We start from the raw sequence: 16,274 nt of genomic DNA, 5'->3' as shown, positions 1-16,274 counted from the left end.
AGAGGGAAAATGTATTGGTGGAGCGTTCAGCAATTATTTATTTTACTTTTGTTTTCACCGCTTCTTGTTCGACATGTGTTTCATGGGCGAATCGCATTATTTTTTTCGTTTGTTTGTTTCGCTTTCGGGACGGTCGCATGTGTAGAATATATGGTGAAGAAAAAAAGGAAACAAAAGTGGCTTTTTGCCGTTGCATTATTACTTAATGTACTTATTTTGCTTTGTTTTATCTTTATACAATGAGAGAGCAGAGTCTTTGCGAAGGCTCTGTTTTTTGTTTATAGAAAAAGGGATAAAGAAGAAATGTGTCGAAAAACTAAGATGGTTCGATAGTTTCTACTTGACAAATAAACATTCCTATATGATAATTTATATCGAATTGTAATTGTTATAATTTAATTTCGCTTTCAGTCATATTTTTCGTATGACTGTAGCATACTACTAACATGCAAAAAAAATGAAGCAGGAGGATGATTCACAATGCCATTAGTAGGAAAACAAGTACAACCATTTAAGGCGATGGCGTTTCATAACGGAGATTTCATCGAGGTGACAGAAGAGAACTTAAAAGGAAAATGGAGCGTTGTTTGCTTCTATCCAGCGGACTTTACATTCGTTTGCCCAACTGAGTTAGAAGATTTACAAAACGAATATCCAAAGTTAAAAGAGCTTGGTGTTGAAGTATACTCTGTTTCAACAGATACACATTTCACACATAAAGCATGGCATGACCATTCACCAGCAATCAGCAAAATCGAATATGTGATGATCGGTGACCCTTCACAAAAATTATCACGCATGTTTGAAGTGCTTGATGAAGAGACAGGTCTTGCACAACGCGGTACGTTCATCATCGATCCAGATGGCGTCATTCAAGCGGTTGAAATTAACGCTGACGGCATCGGTCGCGATGCAAGCACAATCGTAAATAAAATTAAAGCGGCACAATACGTGCGCAACAACCCTGGTGAAGTATGCCCAGCAAAATGGCAAGAAGGTGGCAAAACGCTTAAGCCAAGCCTTGACCTTGTAGGTAAAATTTAAGGAGGCTTATGTAAATGATATTGGATGCGGAAATTAAAGCACAGCTCGCCCAATATCTACAATTGATGGAAAATGACATTGTGTTAAAAGTAAGCGCGGGAGACGATGAAGTTTCCCGCGATATGCTTGCTTTAGTCGATGAACTCGCCACAATGTCATCGAAAATCAAAGTAGAAAAGACAACGCTAGAGAGAACGCCAAGTTTTAGCATTAATCGTGTTGGTGAAGAAACAGGCGTTGTATTTGCGGGCGTGCCTTTAGGACATGAATTTACTTCTCTTGTGCTTGCATTGCTTCAAGTGAGTGGAAGACCACCAAAAGTGGATCAAGCGGTCATTGAACAAATCAAACATTTAAAAGGGACGTATCGTTTTGAAACATACGTCAGCTTAACGTGCCATAATTGTCCGGATGTCGTGCAAGCATTAAACGTTATGAGCGTATTAAATCCGAATGTCTCCCATACGATGATTGATGGGGCAGCATTTAAGGAAGAAGTTGAACAAAAAGACGTCATGGCGGTGCCGACGGTCTTTTTAAATGGCGAACCGTTCGCAAGCGGTCGGATGTCGCTTGAGGAAATTCTTGCGAAGTTAGGAAGTACGCCAGATGCTTCTGTTTTTGCGGACAAAGACCCATTTGATGTGCTCGTCATCGGTGGAGGTCCTGCTGGCGCAACAGCAGCGATTTATGCGGCGCGTAAAGGCATTCGTACAGGAATCGTTGCAGAACGCTTTGGCGGCCAAATTTTAGATACGTTAGGCATTGAAAACTTCATTAGTGTGAAATATACAGAAGGTCCGAAGCTTGCCGCAAGTCTTGAGGAACATGTGAAACATTACAACGTCGACATTATGAACTTGCAACGCGCGAAGCGGTTAGAAAAGAAAGAGCTTATTGAAGTAGAGCTTGAAAACGGTGCGGTTTTAAAAAGTAAAGCGGTCATTATTGCCACAGGTGCACGCTGGCGTAATCTCGGCGTTCCGGGTGAAGCGGAGTTTAAAAATAAAGGAGTCGCTTACTGCCCGCATTGTGACGGTCCGTTATTCGAAGGAAAAGATGTTGCGGTTATCGGCGGTGGAAACTCTGGCGTCGAAGCGGCAATTGACTTGGCGGGAATTGCTAAGCATGTGACGGTTCTTGAATTTGCACCAGAATTAAAAGCAGACGCAGTGTTGCAAGATCGTTTGTACAGCTTACCGAACGTCACGGTCATTAAAAATGCACAGACGAAAGAAATTACAGGTACAGATAAAGTGAACGGTCTCACATATATTGATCGCGCAACAGGCGAAGAGCACCATATTGAACTCCAAGGTGTATTCGTGCAAATCGGTCTTGTGCCGAATACAGAATGGTTAGAAGGAACGGTAGAACGCAATCGCTTTGGTGAAATTATCGTCGATAAGCGCGGTGCGACAAACGTTCCTGGCGTCTTCGCTGCTGGCGATTGTACAGATAGCGCATATAAACAGATTATCATTTCGATGGGCTCAGGCGCAACAGCTTCTTTAGGAGCGTTTGACTACTTAATTCGAAATTAATATAACCTCTTAACTCGCTTTACTTCATGATAGTAAAGCGAGTTTTGTTTTCCCCCCTCCTCTTGACTCTCCTAATTTAGTTTGATACAATATCAACCAAATGAAATACAGGTGCAACGATGAAAGATGGATAGTAGCTAAGGTTGTTCTTTTGTAGCGAGCTAGGGATGGTGGAAGCCTAGCAAAGACACTTAGTGAAACGGCAGTCTGGAGTTGCTTCACGCAAAAGTGGATGCGCTACGCATCAACTAGGGTGGAACCGCGGGAGTTACGCTCTCGTCCCTAGGCGAAAGGCCTAAGGATGAGAGCGTTTTTTGTTTACATTTGACAAAAAGGAGGATGAAAGATGTCAGTAACGATGGATCAAATTGTAGCACACGCGAAACATCGTGGTTTTGTTTTTCCTGGCTCAGAAATTTACGGCGGATTAGCAAATACGTGGGATTACGGTCCGTTAGGGACAGAGTTGAAAAACAACATTAAACGTGCATGGTGGAAAAAGTTCGTTCAACAATCGCCATATAACGTTGGCTTAGATGCGGCGATTTTAATGAACCCACGCACGTGGGAAGCGTCAGGTCATTTAGGAAACTTTAACGATCCGATGATCGACTGTAAGCAATGTAAAGCGCGTCATCGGGCGGATAAGTTAATTGAAAGCGCGCTTGAAGCGAAAGGCATTGAAATGGTTGTCGATGGGCTTCCGTTTGAAAAAATGGAGCAGCTCATTCAAGAACACGACATTGCTTGTCCAGATTGTGGTAGTCGCGACTTTACGAACATTCGTCAATTTAACTTAATGTTTAAAACGTTCCAAGGTGTGACGGAATCGAGTGCAAACGAAATTTATCTTCGTCCTGAAACGGCACAAGGTATTTTTGTCAACTTTAAAAACGTGCAACGGACGATGCGTAAAAAATTGCCGTTTGGTATTGCGCAAATTGGAAAAAGTTTTCGTAACGAAATTACACCAGGAAACTTTACGTTCCGCACACGCGAATTTGAACAAATGGAGCTTGAATTTTTCTGCAAGCCAGGAGAAGAGTTGCAGTGGTTTAGTTATTGGAAACAATATTGCGAACAATGGCTTTTATCGCTTGGTATGAAGCGAGAAAACATTCGTTTGCGCGATCATTCCGAAGACGAACTGTCTCACTACAGCAACGCGACAACAGATATTGAATATAAATTCCCATTCGGTTGGGGCGAGCTATGGGGCATTGCATCACGTACCGATTATGATTTACGTCGTCATATGGAATATTCAGGCGAAGACTTCCATTACCTTGATCAAGAAACGAATGAACGATTCATTCCGTATTGCATTGAACCTTCACTCGGTGCAGATCGTGTGACGCTTGCATTTATGATTGATGCGTACGAAGAAGAACAATTGGCAGACGGCACAACGCGCACTGTGATGCATCTTCATCCGGCATTAGCACCATATAAGGCAGCTGTATTACCGTTATCGAAAAAGTTATCAGAAGGTGCACGTGCGATCTTTGAACAACTTTCACAACACTTTATGGTTGATTACGATGAGTCTGGATCAATCGGTAAACGTTATCGCCGCCAAGATGAAATTGGCACACCGTTCTGTATTACGTATGACTTTGATTCGGAACAAGACCAAATGGTAACTGTACGCGACCGCGATACGATGGAGCAAACGCGCATTCCAATTGCGGAATTAAAAAGCTTCTTAGAAGAAAAAATTCAGTTTTAAACGAAAACAGGCTATCCTATGTAGTAGGGTAGCCTTTGTATTAGAAAGGAGTGCGACGATGAGCATATTAAAAAACGATTGGGCCCCATTATTAGAAGAGGAGTTTCAAAAACCTTATTATTTGAAGTTGCGCCAGTTTTTAAAAGAAGAATATCGTACAAAAACAATTTATCCCGATATGCACGACATTTTTAATGCCCTTCATTATACTTCATATGCAGATGTCAAAGTCGTCATCTTAGGACAAGACCCATATCACGGGCCAAATCAAGCGCACGGATTAAGTTTTTCCGTCAAACCAGGTGTTGCTTTGCCACCATCGTTATTAAACATTTTTAAAGAGTTACAAGATGACCTTGGTTGCTATATTCCAAACAACGGTTATTTATTAAAATGGGCAAAGCAAGGGGTACTACTGTTAAATACCGTATTAACAGTGCGACGTGGAGAAGCAAATTCGCATAAAGGAAAAGGATGGGAGCATTTTACGGACCGCGTCATTGAGCTTGTAAATGAAAAGGATGAGCCTGTCGTCTTTATTTTATGGGGACGTCATGCGCAAGCAAAAAAATCGCTTATCACGAATGAGCATCATTACATGATTGAAGCACCGCATCCAAGTCCGTTTTCCGCCGCGCGAGGTTTTTTCGGTAGCCGTCCGTTTTCAAAAACAAACGCTTTTTTACAACAGACAGGGAGAGAGCCGATTGATTGGCAAATCGAAAACATTTAATACGCGTGTCAATTGTTATGAATGCAAACATTTTTATATCACATGGGATGCGCAATCGCCGCGTGGCTGTCGCGCGTTCGGTTTTAAAAGCGCAATGTTGCCGTCTATTGTCGTTAAGCAATCATCAGGTATGCCTTGCATGAAGTTTATAAAAAAAGAACATAAGGGGAGAAACGGATGAGTTCGTCGCGCTCTATCGTCGTTTCCGTCGTCGCGATGATCGTCGCTATTATCGCAGGAACGGTAGGGTTTATGTTTTCTGAACAATTAACGTTTTTTGATGCGCTTTGGTTGACGGTTGTTACGATTTTGACGGTCGGCTATGGTGATACAGTTCCACAAACGTTTTATGGGAAAATGTTTGCACTGATCATTATTCCCGTCGGTATTAGTATCGTGACATACGCAACAGGGGCGGTTGCCTCGATGATGATGGAAGGAGAATTTTCGAAAACGGTGCGGAGGCGAAAAATGAAAAAGAAGATTGAAGCGATGACAAACCATATTATCGTATGCGGGTTCGGTCGTGTTGGCGAACAAGTCGTACGTGAGCTTGTCAAAAACGGTACACCTGTCGTTGTCATCGAACGGAATATAGACGGGCTTGAGGAGATGGGCGACCCGATTCCGTACGTTGAGGGGGATGCGACAGAAGATGATGTGTTAATTGCTGCGGGCATTGAGCGTGCAGCGGGACTAGTTGCGGCATTGCCTTCTGATGCGGATAACGTCTTTATTTCTTTAACGGCAAAAGGACTGAATCCTAACATCCAAGTTGTCGCGCGCGCCGAGCGAACGGAATCAGAGGAAAAATTGCGACGTGCGGGTGCGGATAAAGTCATTAACCCAGCATTTTTGAGCGGTCGGCGCATGGCGATGACGATGTTAAAGCCGGTGAGTGTCGATTATGTCGATACGATTTTTCACGATCGTGCCGAACAGTACGCGATTGAAGAAATTACGATTGAATCGCATTCTTCGTTTGTCGGGACGTCTATGCGCGATCAAGCGGTACGTACGCGTTTTCGCGTGACGATTATTGCTATTCAACGTAAAAATAAAATTATTGGAAACCCGGCACCAGAGGAAAGATTTTGTGCTGAGGATGTCATCATTGTATTCGGTGCGAAACAGGCATTAGAAGTGTTTGAACAGGCGGTAAATAAAAAGTAAGCAGCCGATATGGCTGCTTATTGTAGTGCATAAATTCTTGCCTCATGCGGACGCATATGAAGCGTTGCGCCTTCTTCTTTTACGTCTGTATAGTTGCCAAGCAAGAGACGACGGTGAGCCGAAGCAAGCTCTTCTGGCAATTCATATACGTTGTCGTTATCACAATGATTTAAGACGATAAGCCAACGAATGTCATCAAGTTCACGTGTGTAGGCGTAAATGTACGGATCATTTTCTGAAAAATCGCGGAACGTTCCGTACACCATAACCGAATTTTGTTTACGTAATTGAATGAGCTTTTTATAGTAATAATACACCGAGTTCGGATCTGCTAACGCTTGTTTGACGTTAATTTCTTTATAATTCGGGTTCACTTTTAGCCAAGGTGTTCCCGTCGTAAATCCTGCATGTTCGCTATCGTCCCATTGCATCGGTGTGCGCGAGTTATCGCGACTTAATAGCTGCAAGCTTTCAAGTACTTCTTTCGGATCGCGACCTTTGGCGACTTCCTCGGCATATTTATTTTTCATCGCAATGTCGTTATAGTCATCGATTGAGTCAAATTTGACGCCCGTCATACCGATTTCTTCCCCTTGATAAATGTACGGCGTTCCAGGCAACGTATGCACGAGCGTCGCGAGCAGTTTTGCTGATTCAACACGAAACTGTTTGTCGTTTCCGTAGCGCGTCACTTGTCGCGTGTGGTCGTGATTGTTTAAAAACTGCGAGTTCCATCCTTTTCCCCACAAACCTTCATACCAACGCTTTTGAATTTGTTTAAAGCGAATCGGATCCCATGTCGGCATTTCGTCGCACACTTCAAAATGGAAAAGGGTATGTAGCTCGTTTCGATCTTCCCCGACATATTTTAAACCTTCCTCTGGTGACACGAAAGCGACTTCCCCGACAGTGAAAATGTCATAATGCTTTAACACTTTCTCATTCATTTCTTGTAAATAATCGTGCACGCCCGGGTTGTTCGTTAAATAACGAATGTCATATGGATTTTCGGCATCAGGAAATCCTTCAGGTTTGGCAAGCAAAGCAATGGCATCTAAGCGGAACCCGTCAATGCCTTTATCTAACCAAAAACGCATCATTTTGTAAATTTCTTCACGAACTTCTTCGTTTTCCCAATTTAAATCTGGTTGTTCTACCGCAAACGAATGGAAATAATATTGCCCTGTTTGTTCATCATATTCCCAAGCCGATGGTGTAAAGTATGAACGCCAGTTATTCGGCTTGTCGCGCCATATGTACCAATCGCGTTTCGGATTGTCTTTTGATGAACGAGACTCAATAAACCAAGGATGTTGATCAGATGTATGATTCACGACAAGATCCATAATTAGCTTCATTCCACGTTTATGTACTTCATGCAGCAAGCGGTCAAATGTCGCCATATCCCCCGCTTTATCCATGATGCGATAGTAATCAGAAATGTCGTATCCGTTATCTTTATCTGGGGACTCATAGCACGGATTGAGCCAAATGACATCGACCCCTAAGTCGCGAATGTAATCCAGCTTTTGAATCAGTCCTTCTAAGTCACCATACCCATCACCGTTTGAGTCAAAAAAGCTGCGCCAATATACTTGATATACAACCGCTTCTTTCCACCATGTCCGTTTCATTCGTTGTCACTCCTTTTTTAAAGCGTTTTCAATTTGAAAAGTTGCTATGTATAAGATAACATTGTTTTAGTGGAAAAAGAAGTGGGGAGTGAAAACGTTTTGGATATATCAGTGACAAATGTATTAACAAAGATCGAAGAAGAAATTGCAAAAGCCAAACATGCGTCGTCACCACAAGCGGTGCGTGAACATATATATGCCGTCCGTGCGTTGTGCGACATCATTTTACAACAACCATCACCTAACTTACCGATGATTACGACGCCACAGCCCGCGACAACGGAACGATTAGATATTGGTGCTGATGCGAACGGGCCATCATTACTTGATTTTTAGGGGGAATAAAAATGAAAATATTTACAATTATTGCATCAATTAGTGCGGCGTTATGTGTTGCTTTCGGTGCTTTTGGAGCACATGTGTTAGAAGGAAAAATTCCAGAGAGATATATGGATACGTGGCAAAAAGCCGTTCAATATCAAATGTTCCATACGATCGGTTTATTTATTGTTGCCTTACTTGCGACAAAATGGCCGAACGTGACGCTGGTTGGCTGGTTAATGCTCGTGGGAATCGTTTTATTTTCAGGTAGTTTATATGCACTAAGCTTAACACAAATTAAATTACTTGGAGCGATTACGCCTTTAGGGGGCGTGTCGTTTATTATTGCTTGGCTACTTTTAGCGTATGTGGCAATGAAACAAATGTAAAACGAGGCGAGCTTGACGCCTCGTTTTTAACGTGGAGCATATGTGCTTAATCCGACACCAGATGCAAATGGATATTCATAATTAATTTCTTCATCAAACGTCACATAGTCGAGATAAATCATCGGCAATAAATAGCGCATTCCTGTTTGAGGGTCGCTTAAAATGAGATGATCACGACCAGCCGCTTCAATGACACCGCGGAAAATTTTCGCATTCCATTCGCGGTTGTTTTCAAATGTCATATAAACCGTAGCAATTTTTCCTTTGTTTAGGCGCAAAATGTTTTCAATATATGATTCTTCAATTGGAAGCATGCCGGGTAGCGGCTGACTTGCGGTTGTCGGTGTTTGCATCGCCCCTGTTTGCGGTGTAAACGTTGGTGCAGGCATGCCAAACGGATATGTTGGCATTTGGTATGGATAGTAGTACGGATACGGATAATATGGTGTTTGTTGACGTTCATCACTCATTGTACTTCCCCCTCAAAAAATTAATATACGCGTGGGCAATCCGAGCGAGTCGGTGCGTAAAAACAATGTGACTTAAAACGCCCGGCATTCCATTGATTAAACCATTGGGCTGGGCAAGCACCGTCTGGGCGGAAAAACCAAAGCGAATTCGTTGCAGGGTGAAATCGCTCGCCACGGATGACACGCCGGGCAAGGCGCATATCTTCTTCACGTGCCCGTTGATAAAAATATCCTTTTTGTACTGCTTCAAACCCGCCAGGACTTTGAAATACCATTTGGCGAATCGAACGAAGTCCTTCAAAATCTAAGCAGTTTGCGCGTACGCGGTTCACCCCAACATTCCCAACCATCAACATACCGAGCTGACCATCTTCTTCGGCTTCTGCCCGCATAAGACGGGCAAGCAATTTAACATCCTCCTCTGTATACGCAACAACAGCCATCCCTTCACCTCACTTTATAGAAATCGCTATTAGCCTATGATGAAAAATAAAAAATGTGAGGAAAGTCGTCATTGTTATATGTATGAAACACATCATAAAAAAAGACCTCCAAATCGGAGGTCTACACATGTAAAAAATGTTCCATTTTTTCTTTCGGTAAAATGTTGCCGACAAAGAAAGAGCCGAATTCACCAAATCGTGCGCTCACTTCATCAAAACGCATTTCATATACGAGTTTCTTGAATTGAAGGACATCGTTTGAAAATAGCGTGACGCCCCATTCGTAATCGTCCAATCCGACCGAACCTGTAATGATTTGAACGACTTTTCCAGCATACTTTCTTCCTGTCATGCCGTGTGCGCGCATCAAGTTGCGGCGTTCTTCCATCGGAAGCATGTACCAGTTGTCGTTTCCTTGGCGTCGTTTGTCCATCGGATAAAAGCAAACGTGATTTGTTTTCGGTAAGATCGGATATAAACGGCGACGCACTTCTGGATTTTCATATGGATCGCCAGCCTCAGCCGGCAAGTAATTGCTTAGTTCAACGACAGAGACGTACGAATAGGCTGGTACGAGATATTCAGCGAGCTTTGTTTTATTGATCGCTGTTTCAATTTCATGAAGCTCTTCCATCGTTGGACGTAAAAGCATAAACATGATGTCTGCTTTTTGTCCCATAATCGTGTAAATCGCATGACTACCTTCTTTCGCAGCCTCTGTGCTTTCCCATTTTTCAACTAACGTGAAAAACTCTTGTATCGCTTCTTGGCGCTCTTCATTTGTGAGCGTTTTCCAAGCCGCCCAATCTACCGTGCGGAAATCATGCAGGCAATACCAACCGTCTAACGTTTGTGCCGCTTCACTCATGTCCAACACTCCTTTTGTTATGTACTATCGAAATTGTATCATATGTGTTTCGTTTATGCCAAACACACTATTTTAAACGTTTGTAAATAAGAAAAGCAATGACAATGACGATTCCGCCGACGATCGTGATCGTTGTAAAATGCTGTTCAATAAATGTTTTCGCCTGCGCACCTAGGATGAAAATAATGAGCCCTTCTATAAAAAAGCGTGCTCCACGACCGATAAACGACCAAAAAAGCAACGTACGAATGTTGATGTTAGAAATGCCAGAGAAAATCGTAAACACTTTATACGGAATCGGTGTGAATCCTGCGATGACGATCGCCATCGCCCCATATTGTTGAAAATATTGCTCCACTTTGTCCATTTTCTCATCCGAGATAAAGTAACGTAAAATCGGTCTGCCGAACCTTTTTCCAATATACCACCCAAGTAATGCACCGAGCACGGAGGCGACCGTCGTTAAAAAGGAAAACCATAATGCTTTCTCTGGCTGGGCGATGCTTAATGGAATTAATAATACATCAGGTGGAATCGGGAAAAACGAGGATTCTGTAAATGAAACGATGACGAGACCAATAACACCAAATTCAAGCAACCATTGTTCAATATAATGAATCCATTGTGACATATTATAACGCTCCTTTGTTTTGTGCATGCTTCCTAACAAATATATCACTTTTTAGGCGATATATCACTCGGTACAAAAAACAGAATTGTTATAAAAAAAAGACTATTTTCGTTTATGGCGTAATTCATTGCTTTTCGTCTCAATAAGAGTATTCTAATAGATAGACGAATTTTTTTAAACTAAGGAGGAACATTTCGTGAGTGATTTATTTGCAGCCTTAAAACAAAAGGTCGCAGGAAGAAATGTAACGATCGTATTTCCAGAAGGACTTGATGAACGTATTTTAACAGCTGTCGGACGTCTAGCAGCAGAAAATGTATTGCGTCCGATTGTGATTGGCGATCAAGAAGCTGTCGTCCAAAAAGCAAAAGAGCTCGGTTTGACGCTTGAGAAAGTAGAGATCATCAACCCACATACGTATGAAGAAATGGATGAGATGGTTGCAGCGTTTATTGAACGTCGTAAAGGAAAAGTGACGGAAGAAGATGCGCGCAACATTTTGCTTGATGAAAACTACTTCGGTACGATGCTTGTGTATATGGGAAAAGCGCACGGGCTTGTGAGCGGTGCCGCACACTCAACAGCCGATACGGTTCGCCCTGCGTTACAAATCATTAAAACAAAACCAGGCATTCGTAAAACGTCGGGCGTGTTCATTATGGTACGTGGCGATGAAAAATATGTATTTGCCGATTGTGCCATTAACATCGCTCCAGATAGCCAAGATTTAGCAGAAATCGCAATCGAAAGTGCCCAAACAGCGAAAATGTTTGATATTGAGCCGCGCGTAGCGATGCTTAGCTTCTCAACGAAAGGATCAGCGAAATCACCGGAAACAGAAAAAGTGATCGAAGCGGTGCGCATCGCAAAAGAAATGGCGCCAGAGTTAACGCTCGATGGCGAGTTTCAATTTGACGCTGCATTTGTGCCGTCTGTGGCGAAAAAGAAAGCGCCAGACTCCGTCATACAAGGCGATGCGAATGTTTTTATTTTCCCAAGCTTAGAAGCAGGAAATATCGGGTATAAAATTGCCCAACGTCTCGGCAACTTTGAAGCGGTCGGTCCAATTTTACAAGGATTAAATCAACCGGTAAACGACTTGTCGCGCGGATGTAACGCCGAAGATGTATACAAATTATCACTTATCACAGCAGCGCAGGCGCTTGCGGCGATGGAATAATGAGTGAATTGTTGCGACAACAAACGTGGCGAATTATCGATCATTCGAGTCTCGGTCCATCGTTTGATGCGAAACAGTCATTTGCGTTTGATGATGCGCTTTGTGAATCCGTAGGTAACGGTCAGTCACAACCGATTGTTCGCTTATGGGTACATCATCATACGATTGTGCTCGGCATTCAAGATACGAAATTGCCGCATATTGACAAAGGACTCGCCTACTTACGCGAACAAGGTTGGCATACGATCGTTCGTAACTCTGGTGGATTGGCGGTCGTATTAGATGAAGGGGTTTTAAACGTTTCACTTATTTTTCAGGATACAAAAAGAGGAATTGACATTGATCGAGGATATGAAGCGATGGCGACACTCATTGCGCGCATGTTGCCAGAAGCGCGCGTGCAAGCAGGAGAAGTCGTCGGTTCGTATTGTCCAGGAAGTTTTGATTTAAGCATTGATGGAAAAAAGTTTGCGGGCATTTCACAGCGCCGCATTCGAGGTGGCGTCGCTGTGCAAGTGTATATATGTGCAAACGGAAGCGGCGCCGAAAGAGCGCAATGGATTCGTGAGTTTTATGAACGATCTCTTGCGGGAGAACAAACGAAATTTACGTATCCGACAATCGTTCCGCATACGATGGCATCGTTAAGTGAATTGCTCGGCAAACAAATGACCGTTTCAATGCTTATCATCCGCCTATACGAAGCTCTCCAATCGTTTGGAAGTACGCTTGCGCCATCATCGCTTACCCAAGCAGAATGGGAGCGATACTATATGTACTTTCAGCGTATGATCGACCGAAATGAAACGATGTTGCCGAAATAAAAAAGCTGTCCGGGTGTGACAGCTTTTTTACTCAGCAATTTTTTCGATTTTTTCTAAATTTCCGTTGCGATCCATTTTGAAAATAGGTGCCTTAAACTCATCTTCTGAAATTTCGATTTGTCTTGCCCGATTGATGATCCGAGCCATCGTTCCATAATCTTCGCGCAATTCTTCATTTTCTTTTTGTAGTTTTGTAAATTGTTGTTCTAGTTGTTTATATTGTTGTTGTAATTGTTCGAGCTCAAGCTTTAGTTGCTTATTTTCCACTAGCGCTGTTTCTTGACCGATGTACGATTGCTTTAAAGAGTGTAAAAAAGCAATGACATGGTCAAGTGTTAAATGACTTGTCTCGACATGTTCATATTCATTTGTTTGCACTTCTAACGGTTCCATCCCTAATTCTTCAAGCGAAGGTACAGGAGGTGTATAAAGCGGCCGTTTTCGCAACGCGTGTTTATTTCCAAGTGCACGTTGCCGTTGTTTACGGAACTTTTTCGCCATTTGTAACGATTCTTCGTATTGTTGGCGAACGACCGCATTCCAGCGAAATCCGCATGCGGCTGACGTACGATTCAACTTATCACCTACTTCTTCAAATGCATTTAATTGTGTGCTTCCTTCGCGCACGTGGCGCAGCACCGTTTCAGCTAACAACAAATCTTCTTCTTCAGTCCAAGCATCTTGTCGTTTTTTTGTCATGGAAAAAACCCCTTTCGCATTCTTTTATTTTCATAATCACCAAAAAACAAGAAAGATATACTATTTTTCAAAGGAAATAGATGTAGCTTGCATTGTTCGCATATACACGTTAGAATACTCGTTAGCGAAAAGGAGTGAGGACGGTATGCAAAATGAATTTCGCGTCTGTGACGATTGCCAAGCAACGAATTTAAAAACGTTGTTGCCAAGGTTAAAAAAATTAGATCCGAACGCGACTATTGAAATTGGCTGTCAATCGTATTGCGGTCCAGGTCGGAAAAAAGTGTTTGCGTTTGTCAACAATCGCCCTGTATCGGCGATGACGGAAGATGAATTAATTGAAAAGATTGCTGCGAAGTTGAAAAAATAAGGTGGCTGTCACCGATCAAGGGGCATTCTATGCGAGAGGAATGCCTTTTTTGTTTTATTTTGGTACATGTCATTGAAGGAAGTCTTTGTTTTTTTCATAGAACGCTCTATAATAAAGCTATGTTATGAACAGAAGAGAGGGAGAAGGATTGTACCTCAATGAAAAATTAAGTGAAGAGAAAGTGTTTAAAGATCCGGTGCATCGGTATGTGCATGTGCGAGATAAAGTCATTTGGGATTTAATTGGTACAAAAGAATTCCAACGGTTGCGTCGCATTAAACAGCTCGGTACGACGTATTTGACGTTTCATGGGGCGGAGCATAGTCGCTTTAATCATTCACTTGGTGTATATGAAATTGTTCGTCGTATCGTCGATGATGTGTTCGCAGGTCGACCGGATTGGGATGAAAATGAGCGCTTGCTTTGTTTATGCGCTGCGCTTTTGCATGATTTAGGGCATGGGCCGTTTTCGCATTCATTTGAAAAAGTGTTTCGTCTTGATCATGAGCAATTTACGCGCGCAATTATTTTAGGTGATACAGAAGTGAACGCGGTGCTTCGTCGTGTATCATTAAACTTTCCGAAAAAGGTTGCGGAAGTCATTGCGAAGACGTACGAAAATAAGCTCGTCGTTAGCCTTATTTCTAGCCAAATTGATGCCGATCGCATGGACTATTTATTGCGCGATGCATACTATACAGGTGTCAGTTACGGACATTTTGATATGGAGCGCATTTTGCGTGTCATGCGTCCGCGCGAAGAACAAGTTGTTATTAAGCGAAGCGGTATGCATGCAGTAGAAGATTATATTATGAGCCGATATCAAATGTATTGGCAAGTATATTTCCATCCTGTCACGCGTAGTGCTGAAGTGATTTTGACTAAAATTTTGCATCGCGCGAAACATTTATATTTAGCCGGTTATACATTTCAAACACCTCCTGTCCATTTCCAATCTCTTTTTCATGGAAACGTGCAACTAGAAGACTATTTAAAATTAGATGAAGCGGTGACATTATACTATTTTCAACAATGGCAAGATGAACGAGATTCAATTTTGAGCGATTTATGCCGTCGCTTTATGAATCGCAATTTATTTAAATACGTTGAATTTCAACCGACGAACGAGGAAATGAAAAAGCTAGTGGAATTGACGACGTTGTTTAAAAAGGCGGGCATTGATCCGGATTATTATTTAGTCGTTGACTCTTCATCCGATCTTCCGTACGACTTTTATCGTCCTGGGGAAGAAGAGGAGAGGCTCCCGATTTATTTGTTAATGCCGAACGGGGAGTTGCGTGAATTATCGCGGGAATCGACGATCGTTGATGCGATTTCGGGGAAACGGCGCACCGATCATAAACTATATTTTCCGCAAGATTTCCTCGATGACTTATCGACAAAACGAAATGTGAAGAAAAAAATTAAGCAACTTTTATATGAATAGGAGATGGGGACATTGCTTTTCGAGCATGCGAAAATAATGAAAGCGTTGGCGGCAGTCGGGGAGATTGTAGGGCGAAAAAAGTTACAAAAAATGATTTACATTGCGAAAAAAATGAAGTTTCCTTTTTATGAAAAATTCGATTTTCATTTTTACGGTCCGTATTCCGAAGAGTTGACATTGCGCATTGAAGAGTTATGTAACGTCGGATTTTTGCAAGAAATGAAAGAAAAAAAAGGCGGATATTATCAATATCGTTATGCGTTGACGGAAGCGGGTGAGCAGTTTTTAACTCACTATCATTTGGACATGCCTGATTTAGACGTTTGTTTGCGCAGCTTGAATGAACAAAGTGCAAGATTTTTAGAACTAGTCTCGACGATTTTATATTTTGAAGATTTAAGTAAGGATGAAGTGAAAGAAAAAGTATTTACATTAAAAAGCAAACAACGGTACACGGAGGAAGAAGTGGAAGAAGCGTATCGTTATATCGAACAGCTACGTGAGCAAGCGTACATAAAAAGCTGACCTCCAATGGTCAGCTTTCGTCGCTTAATCGCTTTCCGCCAATGGCATAATGATTTTTCGACATTTCTTCAATAAAAACGACAATTTTTTCTTTCGGTGCACCTGTCGTTTCTGCCACTGCGTCTGTTACTTTCTCAACGAGCGCTCGTTTTTGTTCTTCTGTGCGACCTTCAAGCATTTTTACGGTTACATATGGCATCGTGATCGCCCCTTTCTCCTTTATTCGACAATCTTCATTATATCACTCATC

The 16,274-nt window shown here is 42.3% G+C and carries 21 protein-coding genes; 14 read left to right on the top strand and 7 right to left on the bottom strand.

Going from position 1 to position 16,274, the window contains the following annotated elements:
* Window positions 1–9: 9 nt before the first annotated feature.
* The 7 genes from HNR43_RS07260 to HNR43_RS07230 all read left to right on the top strand — a co-directional run bounded on the left by HNR43_RS07260 (window position 10) and on the right by HNR43_RS07230 (window position 6,223).
* Window positions 10–243, top strand: a complete 234-nt coding sequence (locus tag HNR43_RS07260) for a hypothetical protein (protein ID WP_183242578.1) — start codon at window positions 10–12, stop codon at window positions 241–243.
* A 237-nt stretch (window positions 244–480) separates the two neighbouring features.
* On the top strand, window positions 481–1,044 hold the full coding sequence (ahpC, locus tag HNR43_RS07255) for an alkyl hydroperoxide reductase subunit C (protein ID WP_183242576.1): 564 nt from the start codon (window positions 481–483) through the stop codon (window positions 1,042–1,044).
* 14 nt (window positions 1,045–1,058) lie between these two features.
* Window positions 1,059–2,588 (top strand): alkyl hydroperoxide reductase subunit F, encoded by a 1,530-nt coding sequence (gene ahpF / locus HNR43_RS07250; RefSeq protein WP_183242574.1) that lies wholly within the window; start codon window positions 1,059–1,061, stop codon window positions 2,586–2,588.
* A gap of 346 nt (window positions 2,589–2,934) precedes the next feature.
* Entirely contained in the window at window positions 2,935–4,317 is a 1,383-nt protein-coding gene (locus HNR43_RS07245; RefSeq protein ID WP_183242572.1) for a glycine--tRNA ligase, read from the top strand.
* A 58-nt stretch (window positions 4,318–4,375) separates the two neighbouring features.
* Window positions 4,376–5,050, top strand: coding sequence for a uracil-DNA glycosylase (locus HNR43_RS07240; protein ID WP_183242570.1), 675 nt, complete (start codon window positions 4,376–4,378; stop codon window positions 5,048–5,050).
* On the top strand, window positions 5,025–5,231 hold the full coding sequence (locus HNR43_RS14165; RefSeq protein ID WP_183242568.1) for a uracil-DNA glycosylase: 207 nt from the start codon (window positions 5,025–5,027) through the stop codon (window positions 5,229–5,231). Before HNR43_RS07240 ends, HNR43_RS14165 begins: the two co-directional genes overlap by 26 nt.
* Window positions 5,228–6,223, top strand: coding sequence for a potassium channel family protein (locus HNR43_RS07230; protein WP_183242566.1), 996 nt, complete (start codon window positions 5,228–5,230; stop codon window positions 6,221–6,223). The genes HNR43_RS14165 and HNR43_RS07230 overlap by 4 nt, the downstream gene beginning before the upstream one ends.
* A gap of 17 nt (window positions 6,224–6,240) precedes the next feature.
* Here HNR43_RS07230 and HNR43_RS07225 read toward each other — a convergent pair whose 3' ends face one another.
* Entirely contained in the window at window positions 6,241–7,857 is a 1,617-nt protein-coding gene (locus HNR43_RS07225; RefSeq protein WP_183242564.1) for a glycoside hydrolase family 13 protein, read from the bottom strand.
* 99 nt (window positions 7,858–7,956) lie between these two features.
* Between HNR43_RS07225 and HNR43_RS07220 the strand changes: the two genes are divergently transcribed.
* Together HNR43_RS07220 and HNR43_RS07215 are read left to right on the top strand one after the other, a co-directional pair.
* Entirely contained in the window at window positions 7,957–8,193 is a 237-nt protein-coding gene (locus HNR43_RS07220; protein ID WP_183242562.1) for a YwdI family protein, read from the top strand.
* Window positions 8,194–8,204: 11 nt separating this feature from the next.
* The gene (locus HNR43_RS07215; RefSeq protein WP_183242560.1) at window positions 8,205–8,567 is read left to right on the top strand and encodes a DUF423 domain-containing protein; all 363 of its coding nucleotides are present in this window, start codon (window positions 8,205–8,207) and stop codon (window positions 8,565–8,567) included.
* A gap of 26 nt (window positions 8,568–8,593) precedes the next feature.
* On the opposite strand, the gene gerQ is transcribed toward HNR43_RS07215, so the two are convergent.
* From gerQ to HNR43_RS07195, 4 genes are all read right to left on the bottom strand, one after another.
* A complete protein-coding gene (gene gerQ, locus HNR43_RS07210) occupies window positions 8,594–9,037 on the bottom strand; it encodes a spore coat protein GerQ (RefSeq protein ID WP_183242558.1) in 444 nt (147 codons plus the stop codon).
* A 20-nt stretch (window positions 9,038–9,057) separates the two neighbouring features.
* Window positions 9,058–9,480, bottom strand: a complete 423-nt coding sequence (locus tag HNR43_RS07205) for a cell wall hydrolase (protein WP_183242556.1) — start codon at window positions 9,478–9,480, stop codon at window positions 9,058–9,060.
* Between the two features lie 121 nt (window positions 9,481–9,601).
* Window positions 9,602–10,348, bottom strand: a complete 747-nt coding sequence (hemQ, locus tag HNR43_RS07200; RefSeq protein ID WP_183242554.1) for a hydrogen peroxide-dependent heme synthase — start codon at window positions 10,346–10,348, stop codon at window positions 9,602–9,604.
* 67 nt (window positions 10,349–10,415) lie between these two features.
* Window positions 10,416–10,979 carry a YqaA family protein gene (locus HNR43_RS07195; RefSeq protein ID WP_183242552.1) on the bottom strand — a complete coding sequence of 188 codons (564 nt, stop codon included), beginning with the start codon at window positions 10,977–10,979 and terminating at the stop codon, window positions 10,416–10,418.
* A gap of 196 nt (window positions 10,980–11,175) precedes the next feature.
* On the opposite strand from HNR43_RS07195, the gene pta reads away from it, so the two are divergent.
* Window positions 11,176–12,159 (top strand): phosphate acetyltransferase, encoded by a 984-nt coding sequence (pta, locus tag HNR43_RS07190; RefSeq protein WP_183242550.1) that lies wholly within the window; start codon window positions 11,176–11,178, stop codon window positions 12,157–12,159.
* Complete coding sequence (gene lipL, locus HNR43_RS07185; protein WP_183242548.1) at window positions 12,159–12,983, top strand: octanoyl-[GcvH]:protein N-octanoyltransferase; 825 nt, start codon at window positions 12,159–12,161, stop codon at window positions 12,981–12,983. The genes pta and lipL overlap by 1 nt, the downstream gene beginning before the upstream one ends.
* A 27-nt stretch (window positions 12,984–13,010) precedes the next feature.
* On the opposite strand, the gene HNR43_RS07180 is transcribed toward lipL, so the two are convergent.
* Window positions 13,011–13,682, bottom strand: a complete 672-nt coding sequence (locus HNR43_RS07180) for an RsfA family transcriptional regulator (RefSeq protein ID WP_183242546.1) — start codon at window positions 13,680–13,682, stop codon at window positions 13,011–13,013.
* A gap of 145 nt (window positions 13,683–13,827) precedes the next feature.
* On the opposite strand from HNR43_RS07180, the gene HNR43_RS07175 reads away from it, so the two are divergent.
* The 3 genes from HNR43_RS07175 to HNR43_RS07165 all read left to right on the top strand — a co-directional run bounded on the left by HNR43_RS07175 (window position 13,828) and on the right by HNR43_RS07165 (window position 16,024).
* On the top strand, window positions 13,828–14,052 hold the full coding sequence (locus tag HNR43_RS07175) for a YuzB family protein (RefSeq protein ID WP_003397078.1): 225 nt from the start codon (window positions 13,828–13,830) through the stop codon (window positions 14,050–14,052).
* A gap of 124 nt (window positions 14,053–14,176) precedes the next feature.
* Window positions 14,177–15,499: an HD domain-containing protein gene (locus HNR43_RS07170; protein ID WP_183242544.1), complete on the top strand. Its 1,323-nt coding sequence runs from the start codon at window positions 14,177–14,179 to the stop codon at window positions 15,497–15,499.
* A gap of 12 nt (window positions 15,500–15,511) precedes the next feature.
* A complete protein-coding gene (locus tag HNR43_RS07165) occupies window positions 15,512–16,024 on the top strand; it encodes a YwgA family protein (RefSeq protein ID WP_183242542.1) in 513 nt (170 codons plus the stop codon).
* 10 nt (window positions 16,025–16,034) lie between these two features.
* Here the strand turns inward: HNR43_RS07165 and HNR43_RS07160 are convergent, their stop codons facing one another.
* Window positions 16,035–16,223, bottom strand: a complete 189-nt coding sequence (locus tag HNR43_RS07160; protein WP_183242540.1) for a 2-hydroxymuconate tautomerase — start codon at window positions 16,221–16,223, stop codon at window positions 16,035–16,037.
* Window positions 16,224–16,274 lie beyond the last annotated feature (51 nt).

It is taken from the genome of Anoxybacillus mongoliensis (genome assembly GCF_014201515.1).
Lineage (GTDB): Bacteria > Bacillota > Bacilli > Bacillales > Anoxybacillaceae > Anoxybacillus > Anoxybacillus mongoliensis.
This window is presented reverse-complemented; position numbering and strand designations above follow the sequence as displayed.

Bases quoted from the DNA above. Each gene is read 5' to 3' on its own strand.
- HNR43_RS07195 (WP_183242552.1), bottom strand. From the start codon at position 10,979: ATGTCACAATGGATTCATTATATTGAACAATGGTTGCTTGAATTTGGT.
- lipL (WP_183242548.1), top strand. From the start codon at position 12,159: ATGAGTGAATTGTTGCGACAACAAACGTGGCGAATTATCGATCATTCG.
- HNR43_RS07205 (WP_183242556.1), bottom strand. From the start codon at position 9,480: ATGGCTGTTGTTGCGTATACAGAGGAGGATGTTAAATTGCTTGCCCGT.
- ahpF (WP_183242574.1), top strand. From the start codon at position 1,059: ATGATATTGGATGCGGAAATTAAAGCACAGCTCGCCCAATATCTACAA.
- HNR43_RS07180 (WP_183242546.1), bottom strand. From the start codon at position 13,682: ATGACAAAAAAACGACAAGATGCTTGGACTGAAGAAGAAGATTTGTTG.
- HNR43_RS07215 (WP_183242560.1), top strand. From the start codon at position 8,205: ATGAAAATATTTACAATTATTGCATCAATTAGTGCGGCGTTATGTGTT.
- HNR43_RS07225 (WP_183242564.1), bottom strand. From the start codon at position 7,857: ATGAAACGGACATGGTGGAAAGAAGCGGTTGTATATCAAGTATATTGG.
- hemQ (WP_183242554.1), bottom strand. From the start codon at position 10,348: ATGAGTGAAGCGGCACAAACGTTAGACGGTTGGTATTGCCTGCATGAT.
- gerQ (WP_183242558.1), bottom strand. From the start codon at position 9,037: ATGAGTGATGAACGTCAACAAACACCATATTATCCGTATCCGTACTAC.
- HNR43_RS07170 (WP_183242544.1), top strand. From the start codon at position 14,177: ATGAACAGAAGAGAGGGAGAAGGATTGTACCTCAATGAAAAATTAAGT.
- HNR43_RS07175 (WP_003397078.1), top strand. From the start codon at position 13,828: ATGCAAAATGAATTTCGCGTCTGTGACGATTGCCAAGCAACGAATTTA.
- HNR43_RS07230 (WP_183242566.1), top strand. From the start codon at position 5,228: ATGAGTTCGTCGCGCTCTATCGTCGTTTCCGTCGTCGCGATGATCGTC.
- HNR43_RS07245 (WP_183242572.1), top strand. From the start codon at position 2,935: ATGTCAGTAACGATGGATCAAATTGTAGCACACGCGAAACATCGTGGT.
- HNR43_RS07240 (WP_183242570.1), top strand. From the start codon at position 4,376: ATGAGCATATTAAAAAACGATTGGGCCCCATTATTAGAAGAGGAGTTT.
- ahpC (WP_183242576.1), top strand. From the start codon at position 481: ATGCCATTAGTAGGAAAACAAGTACAACCATTTAAGGCGATGGCGTTT.
- HNR43_RS07160 (WP_183242540.1), bottom strand. From the start codon at position 16,223: ATGCCATATGTAACCGTAAAAATGCTTGAAGGTCGCACAGAAGAACAA.
- HNR43_RS07260 (WP_183242578.1), top strand. From the start codon at position 10: ATGTATTGGTGGAGCGTTCAGCAATTATTTATTTTACTTTTGTTTTCA.